This is a genomic window from Pseudoduganella sp. R-32, from assembly GCF_049913245.1.
Taxonomy (GTDB): domain Bacteria; phylum Pseudomonadota; class Gammaproteobacteria; order Burkholderiales; family Burkholderiaceae_D; genus Rugamonas.
In genome coordinates this window covers 670,716-691,836 of sequence record NZ_CP183987.1, presented here as the reverse complement: position 1 = coordinate 691,836, position 21,121 = coordinate 670,716, and the positions used below count along the sequence as shown (strand labels likewise).

The window sequence follows — 21,121 nt, the reverse complement described above, 5'->3', positions numbered from 1 at the left end:
ATGCACCTGCGCGACCTCACCCGCTACCTGACGGAACTGTCCGACAACAACAACCGCCCGTGGTTTGTGATGAACAAGCCGCGCTACGACATCCTGCGCGAGGAATTCCTGGAGCTGGTGACCCAGGTGATCGCGGAGTTGGGCAAGTTCGATGCCCAGGTCAAGTTCTGCAATCCGAAGAAAGCCATGTTCCGCATCAACCGCGACGTGCGCTTTGCCCACGACAAGAGCCCGTACAAGACGCATTTCTCGGCCGCCATTGCGCCGAACGACATGCGCCGCCCCAGCATGGCGGGCGGCCCGACCTGGTATTTCCAGATCAGCCCTGACGGCGTGCTGGGCATCGGCGCCGGCGAATACATTCCGCCGCCGCACCGCCTGAAGGCCCTGCGCAACCACATGGTCAACGATGCCAAGGGCTTCAAGAAGGCGCTGGCCAACAAGGCGCTGAAGGCGCGCTACGGTTCCATCACCGAAGAACACAAGCTGCAACGGCCGCCGAAAGGCTTCGATCCGGAGCACGAGCACATCGAGTTCATCAAGCTGAAAAGCTTCTTCGTCTACCAGGAAGTGAAGCTGCCGCTGAACAAGCCGGACGAGCTGCTGGGCATGATCGTGGGCGCTTTCAAGGATGCCTGGCCGCTGGTGCAGTGGATGCGCTCAGCCCCTGTCGAAGAGGAGGCCGACGCAGCATGAGCACCCATCGCATCGCAGTCATCGCCGGCGACGGCATCGGCAAGGAAGTGATGCCGGAGGGCTTGCGCACCCTGCAGGCCGCCGCAGCCAGGTTTGGCCTGCCGCTGGAATTCACCACCTTCGAATGGGCCAACTGCGACTATTACATGCAGCACGGCCAGATGATGCCCTCCGACTGGTTCGACCAGCTCAAAGGCTTCGATGCGATCTACTTCGGCGCGGTCGGCTGGCCGGATGCGGTTCCCGACCATATCTCCCTGTGGGGCTCCCTGATCAAGTTCCGCCGCGAATTCGACCAGTACGTGAACCTGCGTCCGGTGCGCCTGATGCCAGGCGTGCCCTGCCCGCTGGCCGGCAAGAAGCCGGGCGATATCGATTTCTACGTGGTGCGCGAGAACACGGAGGGTGAATATTCCTCCGTCGGCGGCCGCCTGTTCGAGCACACCGAACGCGAGGTCGTGTTGCAGGAAGCTGTCTTCACCCGCAAGGGCGTCGACCGCATCCTGCAGTTCGCCTTCGACCTGGCGCAGTCGCGCCCAAAGAAGCACTTGACCTCGGCCACCAAGTCGAACGGCATTGCGATCAGCATGCCGTACTGGGACGAGCGCGTGAAAGCCATGTCGGCCAACTACCCGGACGTGCGCTGGGACCAGTACCACGTCGACATCCTGGCGGCGCGCTTTGTGCTGAGCCCCGAGCGATTCGACGTGGTGGTGGCGTCCAACCTGTTCGGCGACATCCTGAGCGACCTCGGCCCGGCCTGCGCCGGTACCATCGGCATCGCACCGTCGGCCAACCTGAACCCGGAGCGCACCCTGCCCTCGCTGTTCGAACCGGTGCATGGTTCGGCGCCGGATATCTACGGCAAGAATATCGCCAACCCGGTCGCCATGATCTGGTCCGGCGCCATGATGCTGGATTTCCTCGGCAACGGCGACGCCCGCTACACCCAGGCGCACGACGCCATCATGCGTGCGATCGAAACCGTGCTGGTCCAGGGCCCGCGCACGCCGGACATGGGCGGCAGCGCCTCCACCACCGAGATGGGCGCGGCTATCGCCGCCCTGGTTTAAGCGCCCAGCAAGGCCTTTACGGCCGGCAGGTAGCGTTCGCTGACCGGCACGCGGTCGCCGCAGCGCAGGACCAGCTGGCTGGCGCCCTCGGCATCGCGCTCCAGCGACGCCACCTCACCTACCCGCACCAGCGCACGCCGATGCACGCGCAGGAAATTGGCCGGGTCCAGGTGCTGCTCCAGCCGCGCCAGCGGCACCCGGTGCAGCACGCGCCGTTGCGGCAAGCGCAGCTCCACGTAATTGCCCGCAGCCTCGATCCACAGCACTTCCGCCACCTGCACGCATTCGATGCGGCCGACCGAGCGCACGTTCAGTTGCTGCAGGTATGCCTGCGCCGTCGGCTCGGCGAAGGCGCGCATCGCGCGCGCATAGGCCGCACGCTGGCGTTGCTCCAGCATGGCGGCAGCCCGTTCCAGCGCCTGCGCCAGGCGCTGGTCGTCGAAAGGCTTGAGCAGGTAGTCCAGCGCATGCACTTCAAAGGCCTCGATGGCGTGCTCGTTATAAGCCGTGGCGAATATCACCAGCGGCGGTTCTTCGCGCCGGGCCAGTTCGCGCGCCAGCGCCAGGCCGGCTTCCTGCGGCATCTGGATATCGAGGAAAATCACATCTACGTCCTGCCCAGCCAGGGCAGCGCGCGCGGCCGCGGCGCTGGCGCACTCGCCGACCAGTTGCCAGCCTTTGTGCGGCGCCAGGCCGTAGCGCAGGTTGATGCGGCCGGGTTCTTCGTCGTCGACGATCAGGGCGCGGATCTTCATGAGGCGAAATACATTGGCATATTGATCTCGGCGACAAAGCGTCCGTCGGCACGCGCGGTGCGCAAGCCGGCGCCGCTGCCGCAGGCGATGCGCAAGCGCGCTTCGATATTGTGCAGGCCCATTCCCATGCCCGGGTTGGACGGCACATCGCGCACCGAATTGCTGATATGGATATGCAGCATGCCGCCCTGCTCCGAAAAACGCAGCGTGATGTCGCTGTCACCGTCGTGGCAGTCCAGATCATGGCGCAGCGCATTCTCGACCAGCGGCTGCAGCAGCAAAGGCGGGCAGTCGGCGGCCAGCACCGCCCCGCTGTCGCCTTCAATCGACACCCGCAGCCGGTCGCCATAGCGCATCGATTGCAGCGACAGGTAGTCGCGCACGAACTGCAATTCTTCCGCCAGCGTGACCCAGTCGCGCGAGCTTGCCGCCTGGGCGTAGCGCAGCAGGCCGCTCAGGCGGCTGATGGCGCTCAGGGTTGCGCCTTTATCGTCCATGCGTACCAGCGCGCTGACGGCGTTCAGGGCGTTGAACAGGAAGTGCGGCTCCAGTTGCCCGCGCAGAGCGGCCAGGCGCTGCTGCTCCAGCTCCAGGCGCAGGGTCAGGTTGTCGGTCTCGCGCGCCCGCTGGATCTGCCAGATGCGGAGGCCGGCCACGGTAACGAAGGTGAACGTAGTCCAGGTCAGCTCGAGGAAGATGGCGAACCAGCTCCTTTCCTGCTGCAGGGAGACGAACAGGCACTCCAATGGCAGGAACAGGACCAGCACCAGCAGATAGGTGCGCACTATCCCACGCGCACTGGCCAGCGACTGCGGCCAGCGTTCCAGGACGAGATACAGCACGGCGCTGAACACCACCATCAGGGCATGCGCACTACCCCAGTCGCGCAGCAGCTCCACATAGGAGGGGTTGGCGCCGCGCTGCAGCAGCGAGCCATAAGAGGAGGCGGCGCCCGTCAGGCAGACGACGCTCCATGCCAGCACGCAGATGCCGAGGATACGTAGGAAATGCAAGGTTCTCATGGCTGGATAGTATACCGGCCCTTTTCATAGGCGCCGACAGCCCCCGTCACACGGGCGTCCGCCTTCGTCACACCGGCTTTCCTGCATTTCAGGTCGCCATTTCTGCATTTCGTCGCAGACCGGTAGTGCTGGACACCGCACATATCTATAGTTCAATCAACGAAACGCGAAATGAACTTAACCCAACCGAATGGAGAGCAAAATGAACATCGCCAAAAACATGGAATACATCTTCCTCGCAGCAGTTGCCGTGATCAGCGCAACCGGCTTCGCCACCGCCGCCACTCCGCTGAAACACAGCGCACCGGCAGCCGTCGTGGCAAAGGCCGAAGCCAAGGCAATGCCCGTGGTGACCGTCACCGCCAAGCGCCTGACCGCTGCTGAAAAAGCTGCACTGTAATTCGAACGCAATCGAAGTTTCACGGAGCCCCGACATGAAAAAGCTTTTCACCGCCACGATGATGACCGCCATGATGTTCGCCGCCGGCGCCGCCCGCGCGGACGAGATCATCACCGAAGCGCGCACTGTCGACGGCCGCCCCGTGAAAGTAGTGCTGGATGGCGTGGTAGACCTGAAGCTGAAGCAAGGCGCACCGGCACTGGTGCTGTCCGGCGACAAGCGCTACCTGCAAAAGATTACGGTGACGCAGAACGGCGACACCATCCGCATCGGTACCGAAAACATGCGTGGCATCCACATCGGCCCGCGCAACCTGAGGGCTGAACTGACGCTGCCGCAACTGCGCGAACTGGTCTCCGCCGGCGTGGGCTCGGCTGAAGTGAAGGGATTCGACGGCGATGAAGTTCGCCTCTCCCTGGAAGGCGCCGGCGCCGTGAACATGGCCTCGCGCTTCAAGAAAGTCGACGCACGCCTGACCGGCGTGGGCAGCATGACCGTCAGCGATACCCAGGCTGACGTGGTGGACCTGAACCTGAAAGGCGCCGGCCAGATCGCGATCTCCGGCCAGAGCAAGCAGCTTTACGCAAAACTGGGCGGCATCGGCAGCCTCGATGCGAAGCAGCTGCAAAGCGAGAGCGTGGATGCCGACATGACCGGCCTTGGCAGCGCCACCTTCAACGCCAGGACTTCCGCCAACCTGCGCCTCTCCGGCATGGGTTCGGCAACGGTGTACGGCAAGCCGGCCAACCGCCAGTCCACCGCACGCGGCCTGGGCAGCGTGTCCTGGAACTGACGCCAAAGTTTCCCTACCAACTCGTGAGTTGTTTCACGGTGCTTGCCGCCCGCTAACCCCGGGCGGCTTTTTTATTGCCGCATCCTTGCCGAGCACGATGCGCAGTTGCGGCTCGCCGCTGCCGCGTATTTCGACCCGCGTCTCTTCCACGTTGAAGGGGATGGTGTTCGTCAGGCGCACCACCTGCATCCCTTCCGCCCGCAAGCGCTGCGCGACCACTGCCGCCATGCCACGAATGCCGTTGCCGTTGCTGACTTCCAGCCGCGTGGGCGCGTTTGGCGCCGGTACCGGCGGCGGCGCCTTGTCTTCCACTCGCGCGACTTCGACCAGCCCGGCGCTGACTTGCCGCACCTCGACATGCGCCATGCCCGCCGGCCAAAGGCCGCTGCCGGGCGTGCTTCCGGACGCGGCCTGCGTGCCGGCGCCAGGCTCGCTCGCAGCTTCGCGCAACAGGCGCGCATGGCGCATGGCTTCCAGCGCGCGGCCGCTGTCGCCGGTCGTTTCCAGCAGCGCCGCCAGCCGTTCCCAGGCAACCGGGCTGGATGGCGCCATCAGGCAGGCACGTTCCAGTGCGGCACGCGCCTCCTCCAGGTGCCCGCCCAGGTAGTAGGCGTAGCCAAGGTCGCCAAGCAGGGCCGCGCCAGGCGTACGCCGCGCACGCTGTTCCAGCAACGCAATGGCCTCTTCATAGCGGCCATCCCTGGCCAGCGCAGCCGGCGCCGGCGCAGCAGGCGGCGTGGCCGCCACGATGGCGGGGGGCGGCGGCAGCACCGGCGTGCTGCAGGCCGCCACCATCCCCACACAGGCAGCAATGATCGTCTTACGCATGGCAAGCTCCTAACGCGCGCTGTGCGCCACAGGATGGAATACGGCTTTCATCTGAATCGATGCGGGCCCCAGCAACACGATCATCAGCGCCGGGAAAATGCAGAAGATCAGCGGGAACAACAGCTTGAGCGCGACCTTGGCGGCCGCCTCCTGCGCCACCACGGCCCGTTTGCGGCGCAGGTTGTCGGCGTGCACGCGCAGGGAATCGCCCATGCTGGTGCCGAAGCGCTCGGCCTGAACCAGCATCGCCACCAGCGCATCGACATCTTCCACGCCGCTGCGCAGGGCCAGGTTGCGCAGCGCGCGCTCCTTGGAAAAGCCGGAGCGCATTTCCATCAGCACCAGCTGCAGCTCCTGTGCCAGCGGCAGGCTCTTGATGTGGATTTCGCCCGCAACTTTTGCCAGCGCGCGTTCCATGCTCAGGCCCGCCTCGACGCAGATGGTCAGCAAGTCCAGCGCATCGGGCAGGCTTTCGAAGATATCGCGCTGGCGCAGTTCGGCGCGGCGCGCCAGCACGCCGTTTGGCAGGTAGTAGCCGATGGCCGCACTGGCAAACAATGCCAGCAGCAGGTTGCCGCTACGTCCCGCCAGGCTTGCCACCAGCGCAGGCAAGGCCAGCGCCAGCAAGGTCTTGGCGGCAAAGTACAGTTTTGGTGCAGCGGGATGGCGCCAGCCGGCATTCATGAAGCGCGTGCGCAGCGCCGACTGTTCCCAGCCATCTTCGGGCAGCGACAGGCGGCTGAACGGCTCCGCCACGCGCGCCACTTTTTCGATCCACTCGCCCTGGCCGGGCGCAGGCGTCGTTTCGCTGGCGCTGGTGAAGGATTTCAGGCGCTCGCGCAGCGGCACGCCGGACAGGGCCAGCATGGCCCACAGCGCCAGGCCTGCCACCACGGCAAACACCAGCAGCAGGAACAGGATGCCAGACAGGTCGGCGCCGCTCATACGCGCACCCTGATCACCTGGCGCATCCATACCATGCCTACCACCATGGCGCATGCCCCGTACCACAGCATGCGCTGCCCGTTCGGGTCCTGCCACAGCACCGAGCTGTATTTCGGATTGGTCACCTGCATCGCGGCCATCAGGCCAAGCGGCATCAAGGTCAGGACCCAGGCCGACATGCGGCCTTCCGCCGACATCACGCGCACTTGCGCCAGCAGTTGCAGGCGCGCGCGCGTCATGCGCGACACATTGTCCAGCAGCTCGGCCAGGTTGCCGCCGGATTCGCGCTGAATCAGCACCGCGATCACCAGGTAGCGCAAATCGGTCAGCGGCACGCGGGCAGCCAGGTTGTGCAGGGCGTCCTGCATGGTGACGCCGAAATTCACCTCCTCGTAAGTGACGCGGAATTCGCCGCCGAGCGGATCGGCCACTTCGTCGCCCGCCATCTGCATCACGTTGGCAAAGGAATGGCCGGCACGCAGGCCGCGCGCGAGGAAGTCGGCCATTTCCGGCAGTTGCGACTCGATGCGGCGTATGCGTGCGGCGCGCGCGCGTAGCAGCGCCACGCACGGCGCTGCCAGGAACAGCAGGCCGACAATGGCCGATGGCAGCGGCGGCATGTGCAAGGCGGCAGGCGCCAGCAAGCCTGCCAGCGCGGCGGCGCCCTGGACCTGCAGCAGGCGCGCCACCTGCCAGCGCAGGCCGGATTGCAGCAGCAGCCGGTCCAGCGCGCCGATGTGCGGAATGCGCCGCAGCAGTGCATCAAGCCCCGGCGAGTTCGCGTAGCGGCGCTCCTTGAGGATGCTGATGCCGCCGCCCGCGCCCTCGGTGCGGCCCGACATCAACCGCAGGCGGCGCGCGATGCGCTGCGCACTGTTGCCGTGCGTGCTGCTCCACCACAGCCAGACACCCTCGCACAGGCAGATCACGGCGGCGAACAGCAGCACGGAAAATGCAGTCCAGGCGAAATCCATGATCGCCTCCTATTCGTAGACTTTGCCGGGATCGAAAACGCTGTCGGGCACCGGCACGCCGAACATGCGCAAGCGTTCGGCAAAGCGCGGCCGCACGCCGGTGGCGAAATAATGGCCCTGCACCTTGCCCTGGGCATCCACACCGGTCTGCTCGAAATGGAAAATCTCGTGCATGGCCACGGTGTCGCCCTCCATCCCGGTGACTTCCTGCAGGCTGACCAGCTTGCGCGTGCCGTCGGTCAGGCGCGAAAGCTGCATCACCACCGTGATGGCGGAGCAGATCTGCTGGCGCGCGGTGCGCGGCGTCAGGTTGGCGCCTGCCATGCCGACCATGCTCTCCAGCCGCGACAGCGCGTCGCGCGGCGAGTTGGCGTGGATCGTTGCAAACGAGCCTTCATGGCCCGTGTTCATGGCCTGCAGCATGTCGATCGCCTCGGCGCCGCGCACTTCGCCCAGGATGATGCGGTCGGGACGCATGCGCAGCGCATTGCGCACCAGCGCGCGCTGCGTCACCTCGCCCTTGCCTTCCACGTTCGGCAGGCGCGTTTCCAGGCGCACGATATGCGGTTGGCGCAGTTGCAGTTCCGCCGCGTCCTCGATGGTCACGATGCGTTCGCTGGCCGGGATGAAGCCGGACAGCACGTTGAGCAGCGTGGTCTTGCCGCTGCCGGTGCCGCCGGAGATCAGCACGTTCAGGCGCGCCTGGCCCAGCGCCTTCAGCACTTCCGACATGGGCGGCGTCAGGCTCTTGAACTCCAGCAGTTTTTCCATCGACAGCGGCTGCGCCGAGAAGCGCCGGATCGACAGAATCGGCCCGTCCACCGCCAGCGGCGGGATGATGGCGTTGACGCGCGAACCGTCCGGCAGGCGCGCGTCGACCATCGGGCTTGATTCATCCACGCGCCGGCCCACGCGCGACACGATCTTTTCGATGATCTTCATCAGGTGCGTGTTGTCGTGGAAGCTGATGCCGGTCAGTTCCAGCCGTCCGGTGCGCTCGACGTAGACCTGGGCATGGGTATTGACCAGGATGTCGGACACGCCGGGATCGGCCAGCAGGGGCTCCAGCGGGCCGAAGCCCAGCATCTCGTTCTGGATGTCGAGCACCAGCTTGTGGCGTTCACCCTGGTTCAGCACGATGCGCTCGTCCTCCACGATGCGCGCCACCAGAAGCGCCAGTTCGTGCTTGAACTGTTCCGGCGTCAGGCGCTTCAACCGCTCCAGGTCGATGCGCTCCAGGATCATCTGGTGCATGGACTTCTTCAGCTCCTGGTAGGCGCCGTCGGCCATCGCCGGTGCGCTCGGCGCCTGCGGTTTTTCATCGCCCAGCGCCAGGCGTTCTCGCAAGCTCATGGTCGGCTCCCCATCAATGTTCGGTTTCGGCGCGGCCAAACAGCCGGTCGAACAAGCCCTTGCTCTCGGGCAGGCGGCGTTCGGTCACCGCCTCCACCAGTTCCGCCAGGCTGCGCGCCACCGGGCTGCTGCGCGCCAGCTGCAGCAGCGGAATGCCCTGGTTGACCGAGTCGGTGGCGGACAGGTAGTCGTTCGGCACCGTATGCAGCACGTCGGCGCCCAGCGCCTGCTCCAGGTCGGCCAGGCGCAGCTTGCCGCCCTTCTCGTAGCGGTTGACGATCAGGCGCGTGCGCTCCTGCGGATAGCCGAGCGAGCGGAAGATGTCGAGAAGGCGGCGCCCATCGCGGATGTCGGGCAGCGCCAGTTGCAGTACCGGGTAGATGGCGTCCGCCTGGTCCAGTGCGCGCAGCGACAGGGCATCGATCTGGCGCCCCACGTCCAGCAGCACGTAGTCATAATGCTGGCGCGCCACGCGCAGGATGGCGTCGATATGGTCCGGCTTCATCTGGGTCGCCAGCGCCGGGTCGTCGGCTGCCGCCAGCACGCCGTAGCCGGGCGCCACGTGCACCAGGCACGACTCCAGGAAGGCCGCGTCGAGGCGGCCGATCTGGCCGCAGATATCGGACAGGGTCATGGCCGGCTTCTGGTCCGACACGTACAGCGTGGCGTCGCCGAACTGGCCGTGCAGGTCGAGCAGCAACACCTTGCGCCCGGCCAGCGCCGCCAGCGCATAGCCGAAGTTGGTGGCCAGGAAGGTGGCCCCGCTGCCGCCCTTGCAGGAAATGAAGGCCAGCGCCTTGCCCTCGCGTACGGCGGTCACGCCGCGCTCGATCTCGATGCGGTCCAGCGCTTCGTGCAGGGCCCGATGCACCAGCGGCAGTTGCAGCACTTCGCGCATGCCGACGCGCATGGCGCGGATCAGCAACTCGTGCTGCGGCGCGCGCGTCAGCAGGATAAAGGAGGTGTCGGGATAATGCCGCGACAGCGGTTCCAGCAGCTCGGCCTGGGCCGGCTCCACCTCGCTGGCATCGAACAGCACCAGTTCGGGCGGCTGCGGCAGCAGCCGTTCCACCGCATCGCGCAGGTCGCGCCGCGTGGCTGCCAGCTGCAGCGCCGGCAGGCGCGCCGAGCCCTGCGCCGCCAGTTCGGCCTGCAACCGTTCGTCATTGCTGATCAACAGCGCTTTCATGGGACCTCCTTTGCGTGCAGGTTCAGGGACAAGGCGCCTGGCCCGGCGTGTAACCCAGCGACTCGGCAGGCACCAGGGTGGTGGCAGAAGGCATCAGGTCCGGTACCGGCACCATCGGCAGCAAGGGCTCGTAAGCCAGCGTGGTGCAGGCGGCGCCGCTGCCGCACAGGCGCACCCGCACCATGCTGATGCAAGCCGGGCCATGTGGATCGCGCGCGCAGTTGATGCGGTTGGCCAGCGGGCAGGCCGGCAGCAGCGGCAGCGGCGCCAGCACGCCGGCGGCGTCCTGCCACAGGTATTCGATGCGGATATTGGCGCTGCTGACGTTGGGCGCCAGCGGCAGCGCGCCGTCATCGCTGCGAAACAGCGCCGCCTGGCGCAGCGCCTGCATGGCCGCCGGATTGCTGAAGTCCGTGATCGCGGCGGCACGCGCCGCGCGCTGGGTCACTTCGGGCAGCGTGTTCCACACGAACAGCAGGCGGCCGTATTCGAAGATGGCGAACAGCATGGGCATGAACACCGCGCATACCAGGCCGAATTCAACGGTGGCGCTGCCGCGCCGGCGGGCTGTCCTAGTTGTCACGGCCGGCCTCCGCGTACACGACCAGGTTCACCGCGGGATGGCCCAGTTCGACCACGGCCTGGCTTTCGACGGTCAGCATCACGCCGATCTTGCTCGGGACCATGCCCGGCAACAGCTGGTCGCAATGCCCGATATCGCACATGAACTCGACGTGCCATGCCTGGGGACCGATGTTGGCGGCGGACAGGGTTTGCCCGATCATCTGCTGGGCGCTGTCCAGCGCCACGGTGCGCCGGCTGCTGTCGCGCAGGCTCTCGAGCGGCACCTGGGACAGGAAGCGCGCGGCGTTGCTGGCGGCCCGGTCCGCCGCCGCGCCATCGATCGCCAGGTGTCCCATGTTCAGGGCGAGCGCCAGCAAGGGCGCCAGCCCCGCCATGACCAGGGCGGCTTCGATGGCGGCCACGCCGCGGCAGCGCAGGCGCTTCATCGCAGCAGCTCCACATCGGTTGCCAGCGCTGCCACCTCCTTCGCGCTGAGGATGCCGGCAAACTCGCCCGGCACTTCGGTGGCCGAGGCCTGGGCCGTCATGAAGAAGCGCGCTACCGCCAGCACCGTGCCGTCCACATTCGCGCCAGCCGGAAGCGGGCAGGCCAGCAGGGGCACGTAGAGCAGGCGCCGGTCCTTGCGGCCCGGGTTCCCGGTGGGCGCGGTCATGAAGCCGGTGTTGTTGTACACGCCGCCGGCTGGCCAGCTGGTGCCGGTAGCGCTGAATGCCGGCGACCCGGGATACAGGCTGTTCCAATGGGAGAACTGGAAGTTGCTGTTGTTGCTGCGCCTGGCGGGACCGTAGGCCCACAGCGTGCCGTACTGCGCCGGGGGGATGGCCGGCAAGGGATAGGCGCCGTCGGCCACGCTCACCAGGGGCTTGCCGGCCGCGGGCGTGCTGGCGGCGGCCGCAGCCTGCGGCGGGTAGCTGCTGATCCAGCTCGCCAGGGCGCCGCGGTACTCGCGCACATTGCTGTCCGGCGGCGCCGTGTAAGGGTCGCAGCCGTCGCTGCCGCCGTAACTGCCGAAGCGGGAGTTGAGCTGCTGCCACAGGTCGAAGCCGGCGTTGCGGCGCACATGCAGCGCGCCGGCCAGCGAGTTGTAGGCCAGCTTGCCGGCACACATGAACGGCGCCACCTGGCTGCTGTCGGTGCTGGACGGCAGCGCCGGGCTGCCGGGCGGGCTGGCCGGGTCGACCAGGAAGTACTCGCCGCTGCTGGCGCCCGGCGCCGGGTTCAGGGCCAGCAGGTTGTAGGCGACGCCGAAACGCAGGCCGTACTCGATGCGTTCGTCCAGGCCGGGGCCGTTGTAGCGGGTGGCGACCGCGCTGCTGCTCGGCGCGCAGATCGCCAGCGGCAGCACGCGCAGGCCATTCGGCCCGGCCACGGCGCGCGCTCCCACCGTCGTGGCGTCGCTGCCGCCCAGCAGGCGGCCGAAAGCAACCGGCAGCATGGTGAAGGCTTCCCCCTGCGCGGCCATGTCGGCGCGCGCATAGCGCAACTCACCGGGCGCGCCCTGGGCCGCACTGTATTCCAGCCAGGGGCCGTCCGGGCCCGCAGCAAACGACAGCACGGCGGTATTGAGCCAGACCCGTCCCACACCGCGCACCTGGCGGTTCGCCACCACCACGCTGGCGGCGGAACCTGCCATGACAATGCCGCTCGCGCTGCCATCCAGCTGCTGCGCCGCGCTCAGCGCGACCGTATCGGCAACTTGCTGCAACTGGCTCTGGCGCTGGAAGGCCATCGACAGCTCCAGCGCCAGGCCGCAGACGCCGATCGCCAGCGGCAGCACCAGGGCCGTCATGACCAGCAGCGCGCCGCGCTCATGTTTGCGCTTCATTTGCGTTCCCCCGTGTCCGGCGCCGGCTCGCTGTAGGACTTGCGGTAGCGCGCCTGGGCCGCCGCCGCCGCCGCGCCATCGAGCCCCGCGCCCTCGCCCTCCGGCTTGACCAGGTGGGCCGTGATGACGAACAGCAGTTCGCTGCGGTCGTTCTGGAAGTCGGTGCTGCGGAACAGCGCGCCCAGCACTGGTATCTCGCTGAGAAAGGGCACGCCCTTGATGTTGTTGACCTGGGTATGCCGGATCAGGCCACCGATGGCAAAGCTCTGGCCATCCTGCAGCTGCACCGTGGTGCTGGCGCGGCGCGTGGTAATCAGCGGGAAGATGGCGCGCCCGCTGAAGCTGCCGTTGCTGACGCCGATGCCGTCGCGCGACAGTTCCGACACTTCCGGCGCCACCCTCAGGTTGATGCGGCCGCCGGCCAGCACGGTGGGGGTGAATTTCAGGCCGACGCCGAATTCCTTTTCCTCCAGCGTGATGCGGTTGTTTTCCTGCGCCACCGGCACCATCACCTTGCCGCCGGCGAGGAAATTGCCTTCCTGCCCGCTCATGGCCATGACCGTCGGCTCGGCCAGGATGCGCACTTGGCCATCCTGCCGTTCCGCTTCGAGCCGCACGCTGCTGCCGTTCGATTTCGACAGCGACAGGCCGCTGCCCAGCGTGCCGCTCAGGAAGTCGGCCAGCACCATCGCCGTCCAGCTGCCGCTGGCATGGCGCAACGCCAGGCCCGCTTCCAGCTTGTCGAGCAGGGTCTTCGACACTTCCGCCACCTTGACTTCCAGCTTGACCTGCTGCGGTGCGCTGACAGCCAGCAGGTTCACCAGGCGCGGCCCAGGCGCCGACGCTTGCGCCGGCGCGCCTTCCTTGCGCGCCAGCGGCTGCGGCGCCTGGCGCACAAACGCTTGCGCCAGGTCCAGCACTTGCGCCAGGGTGGCGCCGTCGCTCACGCTGCCGCTCAGGGCAATGGCGTCGGCTGCGGCGCTGACCTTGATGCCGCGCTCCTGCGGCAGCAGCTCCGCCAGGCTGGCGCGCAGCGGCGAGACATCCAGGCCCACCGCCACTTCCACCACGCTGCAAGCGCCGGACCGGCCCTGCACGATCAGGTTGGTGCTACCGATATCCGTGCCGACCAGGTACAGCGTATCGGGCGCCACCAGCGTTGCCTGCAGCACGTGCGGGTTGCCGATGCTGCGCCCGCTCACTGTGTCGGGCAGGCGCATCAGGGTTGATTTGCCGAGTTCCAGCGCCAGCTTGCCGGGAACGGCGGGCGAACCGGCACAGTGCAGGTTATCGCCCAGCGCGGATGCGGCCGGGAGCAGGGACAGGGTCAGGGCCAGCGCGGCTGGCAGGCAGGTAGGTGCGGATCGCATGGCGCCTCCTCACAGGCATTCCTTGCTGCTGCGGTTGCCGTCGATGACGCCGATGCAATAGCGCGCCGGCTCGGCGGAGGGAGGCAAGGCAGCCCGCACCAGGCGCGGCGCCGCAGCTGATGGCGCGGCAGCGGCGGTGGCTGCCGGGGCCGGCGCCATCCCGGTGCCAAGCACGCTATGGCGCGTGGCGCCGGGCGTGGCGCCCGGCTGCGGGTCGACCTGGTTGCGCAGCGCCAGCGACAGCGTGCCGACGCTGCGCGCCAGGTCAAGCTGCTCGGCCTGGGCGGGCGTGACTTCCAGCGTGACGGCATTGACCACGCGCGGCTTGGTGTCGTCGCGCGCCACTTCCTGTGCCACGGCCAGGACCAGGATCCGTTCCAGCACGATCTTCGACACGGCCGTTTCATTGACGCCGTTGCTGCCGTTGTGCTGCGCCGGCGCATACACCAGGATGTCGACGAAATTCCCCGGCAGGGCAAAGCCGGCCACGCCCACCACGTCGTTGACGCGCACCGTGATGGCGCGCTTGCCTTCCGCGATCAGGGCCGACAGGCCGCCCAGCGTGCCGGCCGGCGCCAGCTTGGCCTCCGTCACCGGCTCGCCACGCTGCACGCTGGCTTTCAACACGCGGCCCGCCAGCGCCGCCGGCTCGCGCTGGGCGCCGGCCGGCATGCTGCCGGCCGGCCACTCGGCCAGCGCCAGCATGTCCGGCGCCAGGCGCTGGCCCAGGCCGACATCGGCAGCCGCCACCGCGATGCGCACGGTGGACGTCGCGGGCTGGCGCAGCCAGCGCGAGGCCAGCAGCACGGCGGCCAGGCCCAGCACCGCTGCCAGGGACAGCATCAGCAAGCCGCGCCGGCCCTTCATACGGCACCATCGGCAAACATGCTGGACCAGGCCTGGTCCAGCGTGGCGGGATTCAGGCTCGGCACGGTGCCGGCAAAGCCGGCGAATTCAGCCACGCGCGCCACGATTTCACGCGGCAGGCTGGCCAGCAAGGGCTGGCCGCTGCCCCGGTGCAGTTCGCCGACCAGGTAGGCCAGCGCCGCTTCGTCGGCCTCGATGCCGCGCGCCCGGCATTGCTGGCGCAGCAGGCTGCGGTAGCTGGCTTCCGGCAGCGGTCCCAGCGCCACCTTGTAGCCGATGCGGCGCAGCGCCGCGCCATCAAGCAGGGTGTGCGGCGCCAGGTTGGTGGCGAAGGCCAGCGCCGCCTGGCATGGCACGCTGAAGGCATGGCCGCCTGGCAGCGCAAGCTGGTCGGTGCCGCTATCGAGCAACTGTGCCAGGCGGTTCAGCAGCGCGGCAGCCGGCACGCGCTGGCGGCCCAGGTCATCGATGATCAGCAGGCCGTGGCAAGCCTTGAGCTGGGGCGGCGCCAGGTAGCAGCCGCCGGCAGGATCGTGGCGCAAGTCCAGCATGGCGCCATCCAGCTCCGCGCCCAGCTGCACCACGGGGCGCTGGCACAGCAGCCAGCGCATGTCGCCGCTGCGTGCGCCGGCAGGCCGCCCCGGCAAGGGCAGGGGCGCCAGGTGCACCGCCGCGTCGTAAAGCTGGATGATGGCGCTGCCTACCGCCACCGCATACGGCACCGCCACCACGCCTTGCAGCAGGCGGCCCAGCTTGCGCGCCAGGGTGGTCTTGCCGCTGCCGGAAGGCCCGTACAGGCAGACCGAACGTCCGGCATGCATGGCGGCGCCCACCAGTTCATGGATGCGCGGCGGCAGGCAGTCGTCGGCAAACACGCTGGCCACGTCGGCCGCCAGCACCGGCGGCAGTTGCAAGGCCTGGCGCTGCAGCTGGGCGCGCCAGGCTTCGAGCGGGACCGGCGCCGGGCCGACATAGGGCGAGCGGTCCAGCCATTCCGCTGCGCGCTGGCGGCCGATGCCGGTGAGCTGGTACTGCACGTCGATATCGGAATCGCCGCGCCACGCCACATCCACCACTTGCTCGCCTTGCAGGCCGTCGAGCACTTCGCGCAGCACATTGATCGACAGGCGCAGGCGGCTGGTCAGCACCGACAGGTGGCATTTGCCGGCGCCCAGCAAGGCCTTGCCCGCCAGCTCGGCCAGCATGGCCGGTTCCAGGCCGGTGTCGCGCACCGTGCGCGGCGGGTTTGGCAACAGCGGCTGTTCATCGTCTGCAAAATCGATCATGGTGTCCTCCTGTTGGAACCGATGATAGCCATGGGTTTCCGGTTGGATATTGAGGCGGAGCAAAGGTCAGCGATGCGCCAATGCAACGCTGGCCAAGGTGCCGGCCGCAATCGCCACGGCATACGGCATGCCTTCCGCCTTGGCGCCGCGCCAGCGCGCCAGTTGCAGGCAGAACAGCGCCAGCACCCCGCCTGCCAGCGCGCTCAGCAGGGCAAGCTGCAGCGCTTGCCAGGGCCCGACGAAGCTGCCTGCCATGGCCGCCAGCTTGACGTCGCCGGCGGCCATGCCGCCCAGTGCATAGAAGGGCAGGAACAACAGCAGGCCCACTGTCGCGCCGGCCAGCCCCTGCGCCAGCAGCGCACTGTTGCCGCCCAGGTAGCAGTGGAGTGCCAGCGCCAGCAGCAAGCCTGCCGCCACCAGCACGTTGGGGATCCGGCGCCAGGCCAGGTCCGACGCTGCCGCCTGGAGCACCAGGCACAGCAGGATGATTTCGAGTCCGCTCATGGTAAAAGGCTGGCTGCCCGGCCGCCGCCGGGCGCCAGCCACCCCATCAAGGCGTCAGTGCATCGACCACGTCGTTGAACACGGCCTTCAGCTCGTTCGAGACGCTGGTCATTGCCGTGCCTACTGCCAGTGCAATCAGCGAAGCGATCAGGCCATACTCGATTGCCGTCACGCCCCGCTCATCCCTGATGAACCGCCTCACTGCCGAAAGTGCTTTCATGATGATCTCCTTCGCTAGGAAAACTCTGACGCCTGGGCTGCGCATCATTGGCTTTACTATAGGAGCCATTCCTACGAACAAGTTGATATTGCGCAAGCTTTCCGCACAGAACTTTTTCTCGCTGTGCGGTGTTCTATGTCAAACTGGAGGCATGGAAGCTGTGTTGCAATGAGGTCGCGTTTTTACATGAAAGTGCGCAAAGTTAATTGCCGAGAATACAAAAAAGATTTATCCTGATCAGCTATTCTTTAGAAAGCCCCTTGCTTTGCCGCTGAGCGCCTAGTTACCGGACACTCACATGGATTCCCTTCTGAAACATATGGTGGACATGACCGGCCACCGCGATCACACGATGCTCGACATCTCGGTGATCTCGGCGGTAGCGGAACTGGCGTCTGCCACGCAGGCACGTGTGCTGAGCATCGTCAATGTGCGAGGCCAGCTCTACGTCCGTTCGCGCGCCGTGATCGAGCAAGGCCGCCCTGCGCGCATGGAGGAGTACCTGGACCCGGCCATCCCGGGCGACCCGGTCAGCATGTTCCCCGCCCTCGCGCGCTGCCTGGCGCACCACGAATCGAGTGCCGACTACATGTCGCCCGAGGGTGAGCACACACTCTGGCTGCCGATCTGGATGGGTGACAAGGCTGATACCTGCCTGGAAATAGTCAATCCGACGCCGTATACCAGCGATACCATCCACATCATCGGCGGCATCGTCAGCGTCTACCGCAATTTCCAGAACCTGCTCGACTACAGCGAGCGCGACTCGCTGACCGGCCTGCTGAACCGCAAGACCTTCGACGACCAACTGGCCAAGATGCTGCAGGCCTCAGCCGAGCACGACGTGCTGGCAGTGCCGCCGGACGGCCTCGAGCGCCGCAATCCGCAAGAACAGGAAAAACAATGGCTGGCCGTGGTCGATGTCGATCATTTCAAGGCAGTTAACGACAAATTCGGGCATTTGTACGGTGATGAGGTGTTGATCCTGATCGCCAACCTGCTGCAATCATCGTTCCGCGCCCAGGACCGCGTTTTCCGCTTCGGCGGCGAAGAGTTCGTGGTGCTGCTGCGCTCTTCCACCCTGGATAACGCCAAGAAGATCATCGAACGCTTCCGGATGAACGTGGAACAGCACGAGTTCCCGCAAGTTGGCCAGGTCACGGTGAGTGTCGGCTTCGTCAGCATCAGCGCCTATGAAGCGCCGGTGATCATCCTCGGCCGCGCCGACCAGGCCCTGTATTACGCCAAGAGCCATGGCCGCAACATGGCCTGCCATTACGACGAGCTGGTCAGCGGCGGCCAGCTGCAGACCGTCGAATCCAACGATACCGCCGAATTCTTCTGAGGTTCGGGCTCAGGCCAGGGTCAGGAAGCGCATCGGGTCCACCTGCCATTTCGATGGCGATTCATGGCCCACGATCTTGTCGCCGCCGCCGAAGCCCAGGCCGCGCGACAGGTCGACCGTTTCCGGCTTGATGTAGACATTCTTCTTCGTGTTGAAGAACACGTTCACCTTCGGCGCCAGCAGGTTGCTTTCATGCGGCTCGACCACCACGCCGAGGCGGCCTGACTCCAGCATCACCAGCGTGCCGACCGGGTAGATGCCCACGCAGCGCATGAATTCCTGCACCAGCTTGGCGTTGAAATGGTGCTTGCTCCACTCGTAGATCTTGCGCAGCGCCGCTGCTGCCGGCAGGCCCTTGTGGTACACGCGGTCGGCCGTAATGGCATCGTACACGTCGACAATTGCCGCCATCTGCGCGATTTCACTGATATCGTCGCCGGCCAGCTTGTCCGGGTAGCCGGTGCCGTCGCGCCGCTCGTGGTGGTGCAGCGTGATGTCCAGCGCCAGCGCCGGCACGTCAGGGGACTGTTTCAGGATATTGAAGCCATCCATCGGATGCTTCTTGATGATGGCGAATTCTTCGTCGGTCAGCGGGCCCGGCTTGTTCAGGATCGCATCCGGCACCAGGGCCTTGCCGGTATCGTGCAGCAGGCCGCCGAGGCCGGCTTCGCGAATGATGTCCTGGTCCATATTGCGCGCATTGGCGAAGGCCACCAGCAAGGCGCACACGCTGACCGAATGCAGGAAGGTGTAATCGTCCTTCGACTTGATGCGCAGCAGTCCCAGCAGGGCGCCCGGGTTGCGCAAGATCGATTCCGTGATGTTCTGCACCACCGGCTGCACCGAGCCGATCTCGATAGCCTTGCCGAGGCGGGCATCGGCCATCACATTGCGCACCACGCCGGCTGCCTGGCTGCGAATCTGGGCCGCGCGCTGCAGTTCCTCACCCAGGGAAGTGCGGATGATGCGCGAGGGTTCCTTGGCGATCTCTTCCACTTCGCGTTCGGTGGCCGCCTGGGCCTCGGCCAGCGAGGGCGCATCCTCCACGTCCAAGCCTTTGGACGCATCGATCACCACGTCATGGATGCCGGCCTGGATGATTTTCTGGATCTGCTCCTGGCTGGAAATCTCGAAGCGGTTGCGCACAAACGGATGGGTCATCCAGTCGCAACTGAGGTCGTGGATATACATGCCGACCTTTAACTGCGCCGAATCGACTTTCTTTAACATGGTGAGGCTCGCGAAGTAATTGCGTGAAGAACGTTAGAATAAGTATACACAATGTTATCCTACGGGAATATGGAACTCCGCCAGCTGCGTTACTTTGTAGCAATCGTCGACCACGGATCGTTGTCGCGTGCCGCACTGGTATTGCATGTTGCACAACCTGCCCTGACCCAGCAGCTACGCCAGCTCGAAGAAGAGCTGGGCGCCCAGCTCCTGCACCGCAGTGCCCAGGGCGTGGTCAGTACCGATGCCGGCAAGGTGTTCTATGACCATGCGCAGGCAATCCTGAAACAGGTGGCCGACGCCCGCTCCGCCGTCACCCAGTCGGCCCGCCCTTCCGGCAGCGTCACCATGGGCCTGCCGCACAGCATTTCCGGCGCCCTGGCGCTGCCCCTGCTCACTGCCGCGCGCGAGCAATATCCCGACATTACGCTGCAGTTGACCGAAGAACTGACCGGAAACCTGGCGGAACAGCTCAAAAGCGGACGTGTCAACCTGGCTGTGCTGTTCGACGACGGCCAGTTGACGCCGTTTTCCACCACCCCCCTGGCGGAAGAAGAACTGCGTTTCATCTGCCGTCACGACGCGGTGTGGTTCACCGACAACAAAACCGTCACGCTGCAGCAAGCCCTGAACACCACCCTCATCTTGCCGGGCCTGCAACATGGCGTGCGGCCGCGCATCGAGGCCATGGCACGCGCCGCCGGGCTGGTGATCGGCAATGTCATCGAAATCAACTCGATCGCCATCCTGAAGTCCGCCATCATGGCAGGCATGGGCGCCACGATCCTGCCGGTAGCGCCGGTCTTGCCCGAAATCGAACTCGGCCAGATGCGCAGCGTGCGCATCAACAGCCCTGCCATCAGCCGCACCGTGGTGTTGTGCGCATCGCGCAACATTCCCCTCACCAATGCCGCCAACGCGATTGCCGCGCTGACGCAACAAGTCGCCACCGACCTCTGCCAGCGTAATACCTGGCCCGGCGCCCGCCTGCTCGGTTGAGCGATTAGATCAGCTTATGTCTTGCAAGGATGCGGCGCAAGGTGCCGTCCGCCCGCATTGATTCCAGTGCGCGCTGGAACTTGGCAATGTCGGTGTCGTCGAAGTCAAGAGAGCCTGCCAGCCAGGCCGTGGTGGTGCGTAGTGGAACGCTGGTTTCGAAATCGCGTTCACCGGAGCCGTGGCCTTTCAGCGAGGCGGAAATGATGCGGCGCTCGCCGAAGGCGGCGTCGGCCATTCCGCCCAGCAGGAAACGGTGCACTTCATCGATTGAACTGGCTTCGACCAAGTGCTTGAAGCCCAACTCTTTCAGGATCGCTGCCTGGGCGGCGCCGCGCAGCAAGGCAATGCGCTTGTCCTTCATCTGCTCGATTGGCAGCAGCTTGCCGCGCACAGCCAGCAGCACGTAGTTCTCCTCAAACAGCGGCACCAGCCAGCGGTATTGCGCCTCACGCTCGGGCAAGCGGGTCAGAGGATAGATGGCCGTTGCCGGCATGGTGGTGGCCAGGAATTGCGCACGGCGCCAAGGCACGAACTGGGTTGCCGGCGCCACGCCGGCCCGCTTGCACAGCTCGGCTACCAGTTCCTGCAAACCGCCGGGCTGGCCGCTTTCATGCACGAGCGAGGGCAAATGGCTGGTCACCAATTGCATCTTGCGCGCCACGCCGGCAAACGCCCCGATTGGGCTGGTCAAAAACACTGCTGCCGCCATCAGAATTGTTCGTCGAGCCATCATTTTTTCTTATACCCCCATCCCCAAACCATATTTCCGTATACGTAAAGTAAACCGTAAACTTGACCGCTGAAAAGGCCTGCACACCCGCAGGCGTTGTGACTAGGCAAGGACGCGCTTACCCGGCGCCGA

At 66.2% G+C, this 21,121-nt stretch carries 23 protein-coding genes; 6 read left to right on the top strand and 17 right to left on the bottom strand.

From position 1 onward, the window contains the following. Together ACN9MU_RS03220 and ACN9MU_RS03215 are read left to right on the top strand one after the other, a co-directional pair. The gene (locus tag ACN9MU_RS03220) at positions 1–696 is read left to right on the top strand and encodes a DUF2461 domain-containing protein (protein WP_426167421.1); all 696 of its coding nucleotides are present in this window, start codon (positions 1–3) and stop codon (positions 694–696) included. Then, on the top strand, positions 693–1,769 hold the full coding sequence (locus ACN9MU_RS03215) for a tartrate dehydrogenase (RefSeq protein ID WP_426336829.1): 1,077 nt from the start codon (positions 693–695) through the stop codon (positions 1,767–1,769). Before ACN9MU_RS03220 ends, ACN9MU_RS03215 begins: the two co-directional genes overlap by 4 nt. Here the strand turns inward: ACN9MU_RS03215 and ACN9MU_RS03210 are convergent. Both ACN9MU_RS03210 and ACN9MU_RS03205 read right to left on the bottom strand, forming a co-directional pair. Continuing rightward, positions 1,766–2,524 (bottom strand): LytR/AlgR family response regulator transcription factor, encoded by a 759-nt coding sequence (locus tag ACN9MU_RS03210; protein WP_426336828.1) that lies wholly within the window; start codon positions 2,522–2,524, stop codon positions 1,766–1,768. The genes ACN9MU_RS03215 and ACN9MU_RS03210 overlap by 4 nt on opposite strands. Beyond that, positions 2,521–3,546 (bottom strand): sensor histidine kinase, encoded by a 1,026-nt coding sequence (locus tag ACN9MU_RS03205; protein WP_426344149.1) that lies wholly within the window; start codon positions 3,544–3,546, stop codon positions 2,521–2,523. Before ACN9MU_RS03205 ends, ACN9MU_RS03210 begins: the two co-directional genes overlap by 4 nt. Positions 3,547–3,748: 202 nt before the next feature. Here ACN9MU_RS03205 and ACN9MU_RS03200 point away from each other — a divergent pair, with 202 nt between their 5' ends. Continuing rightward, complete coding sequence (locus ACN9MU_RS03200; protein ID WP_426167413.1) at positions 3,749–3,946, top strand: hypothetical protein; 198 nt, start codon at positions 3,749–3,751, stop codon at positions 3,944–3,946. Between the two features lie 34 nt (positions 3,947–3,980). Next, the gene (locus ACN9MU_RS03195) at positions 3,981–4,739 is read left to right on the top strand and encodes a GIN domain-containing protein (RefSeq protein WP_426344148.1); all 759 of its coding nucleotides are present in this window, start codon (positions 3,981–3,983) and stop codon (positions 4,737–4,739) included. A 33-nt stretch (positions 4,740–4,772) separates the two neighbouring features. Here the strand turns inward: ACN9MU_RS03195 and ACN9MU_RS03190 are convergent, their stop codons facing one another. From ACN9MU_RS03190 to ACN9MU_RS03130, 13 genes are all read right to left on the bottom strand, one after another. Next, positions 4,773–5,567, bottom strand: coding sequence for a tetratricopeptide repeat protein (locus tag ACN9MU_RS03190; RefSeq protein ID WP_426167409.1), 795 nt, complete (start codon positions 5,565–5,567; stop codon positions 4,773–4,775). Positions 5,568–5,576: 9 nt separating this feature from the next. Then, positions 5,577–6,512, bottom strand: coding sequence for a type II secretion system F family protein (locus ACN9MU_RS03185; RefSeq protein WP_426167407.1), 936 nt, complete (start codon positions 6,510–6,512; stop codon positions 5,577–5,579). Further along, the gene (locus ACN9MU_RS03180; protein WP_426167405.1) at positions 6,509–7,486 is read right to left on the bottom strand and encodes a type II secretion system F family protein; all 978 of its coding nucleotides are present in this window, start codon (positions 7,484–7,486) and stop codon (positions 6,509–6,511) included. Before ACN9MU_RS03180 ends, ACN9MU_RS03185 begins: the two co-directional genes overlap by 4 nt. 9 nt (positions 7,487–7,495) lie before the next feature. Beyond that, positions 7,496–8,839, bottom strand: a complete 1,344-nt coding sequence (locus ACN9MU_RS03175; RefSeq protein WP_426167403.1) for a CpaF family protein — start codon at positions 8,837–8,839, stop codon at positions 7,496–7,498. Positions 8,840–8,852: 13 nt separating this feature from the next. Further along, positions 8,853–10,028, bottom strand: coding sequence for an AAA family ATPase (locus tag ACN9MU_RS03170; RefSeq protein ID WP_426320448.1), 1,176 nt, complete (start codon positions 10,026–10,028; stop codon positions 8,853–8,855). 22 nt (positions 10,029–10,050) lie between these two features. Beyond that, positions 10,051–10,611: a TadE/TadG family type IV pilus assembly protein gene (locus ACN9MU_RS03165; RefSeq protein ID WP_426320446.1), complete on the bottom strand. Its 561-nt coding sequence runs from the start codon at positions 10,609–10,611 to the stop codon at positions 10,051–10,053. Continuing rightward, on the bottom strand, positions 10,601–11,038 hold the full coding sequence (locus ACN9MU_RS03160; protein ID WP_426320444.1) for a hypothetical protein: 438 nt from the start codon (positions 11,036–11,038) through the stop codon (positions 10,601–10,603). The genes ACN9MU_RS03165 and ACN9MU_RS03160 overlap by 11 nt, the downstream gene beginning before the upstream one ends. Then, positions 11,035–12,438: a pilus assembly protein TadG-related protein gene (locus ACN9MU_RS03155; RefSeq protein WP_426167395.1), complete on the bottom strand. Its 1,404-nt coding sequence runs from the start codon at positions 12,436–12,438 to the stop codon at positions 11,035–11,037. The genes ACN9MU_RS03160 and ACN9MU_RS03155 overlap by 4 nt, the downstream gene beginning before the upstream one ends. Beyond that, entirely contained in the window at positions 12,435–13,808 is a 1,374-nt protein-coding gene (locus ACN9MU_RS03150) for a type II and III secretion system protein family protein (RefSeq protein WP_426344147.1), read from the bottom strand. The genes ACN9MU_RS03155 and ACN9MU_RS03150 overlap by 4 nt, the downstream gene beginning before the upstream one ends. A gap of 9 nt (positions 13,809–13,817) precedes the next feature. Next, positions 13,818–14,675, bottom strand: coding sequence for a Flp pilus assembly protein CpaB (cpaB, locus tag ACN9MU_RS03145; protein ID WP_426167391.1), 858 nt, complete (start codon positions 14,673–14,675; stop codon positions 13,818–13,820). Continuing rightward, positions 14,672–15,961: an ATP-binding protein gene (locus ACN9MU_RS03140; protein WP_426167389.1), complete on the bottom strand. Its 1,290-nt coding sequence runs from the start codon at positions 15,959–15,961 to the stop codon at positions 14,672–14,674. The genes cpaB and ACN9MU_RS03140 overlap by 4 nt, the downstream gene beginning before the upstream one ends. A gap of 66 nt (positions 15,962–16,027) precedes the next feature. After that, positions 16,028–16,465 carry an A24 family peptidase gene (locus tag ACN9MU_RS03135; protein ID WP_426320436.1) on the bottom strand — a complete coding sequence of 146 codons (438 nt, stop codon included), beginning with the start codon at positions 16,463–16,465 and terminating at the stop codon, positions 16,028–16,030. Positions 16,466–16,511: 46 nt separating this feature from the next. Beyond that, on the bottom strand, positions 16,512–16,685 hold the full coding sequence (locus tag ACN9MU_RS03130; RefSeq protein ID WP_426167385.1) for a Flp family type IVb pilin: 174 nt from the start codon (positions 16,683–16,685) through the stop codon (positions 16,512–16,514). Positions 16,686–16,983: 298 nt separating this feature from the next. Between ACN9MU_RS03130 and ACN9MU_RS03125 the strand changes: the two genes are divergently transcribed. Next, positions 16,984–18,030: a GGDEF domain-containing protein gene (locus ACN9MU_RS03125; RefSeq protein WP_426344146.1), complete on the top strand. Its 1,047-nt coding sequence runs from the start codon at positions 16,984–16,986 to the stop codon at positions 18,028–18,030. A 9-nt stretch (positions 18,031–18,039) separates the two neighbouring features. Here ACN9MU_RS03125 and ACN9MU_RS03120 read toward each other — a convergent pair whose 3' ends face one another. Beyond that, the gene (locus tag ACN9MU_RS03120) at positions 18,040–19,260 is read right to left on the bottom strand and encodes an HD-GYP domain-containing protein (protein WP_426167381.1); all 1,221 of its coding nucleotides are present in this window, start codon (positions 19,258–19,260) and stop codon (positions 18,040–18,042) included. A gap of 69 nt (positions 19,261–19,329) precedes the next feature. Here ACN9MU_RS03120 and ACN9MU_RS03115 point away from each other — a divergent pair, with 69 nt between their 5' ends. Then, positions 19,330–20,259, top strand: coding sequence for a LysR substrate-binding domain-containing protein (locus tag ACN9MU_RS03115; protein ID WP_426344145.1), 930 nt, complete (start codon positions 19,330–19,332; stop codon positions 20,257–20,259). Positions 20,260–20,263: 4 nt separating this feature from the next. On the opposite strand, the gene ACN9MU_RS03110 is transcribed toward ACN9MU_RS03115, so the two are convergent. After that, entirely contained in the window at positions 20,264–20,950 is a 687-nt protein-coding gene (locus ACN9MU_RS03110; protein ID WP_426320432.1) for a substrate-binding periplasmic protein, read from the bottom strand. Between the last annotated feature and the right edge of the window lie 171 nt (positions 20,951–21,121).